Genomic DNA, 247 nt, shown 5'->3' on the forward strand with positions numbered 1-247 from the left:
GGGATGCATGACTTTGAAAAGCGTGGTATTCACGGTATAGCAGGCAACACGAGTATCAATCTTTTTGGTCCAGCTTACAACGCTCAATCGATGGCTAATACACTCGATTATTTAAGTGATGGCAAGCAAACCTCTGTCGGTTTAGAAAACCACGCATATGACTTTGTTGGTATAAAGTTTGGTGGAAATCCTGCTACTTTTGATAAGATCCCTTCAGGGAGTAGTCCTGGGAACGAGGCATGGAGAA

At 43.3% G+C, this 247-nt stretch carries 1 pseudogene; it reads left to right on the forward strand.

The window, feature by feature from the left end:
• Positions 1 to 247 (forward strand): annotated as a pseudogene (locus tag ACFILL_RS09505) (filamentous hemagglutinin); the annotation flags it as partial.

It is taken from the genome of Bartonella sp. AP20NXHL, assembly GCF_042196165.1.
Lineage (GTDB): Bacteria > Pseudomonadota > Alphaproteobacteria > Rhizobiales > Rhizobiaceae > Bartonella.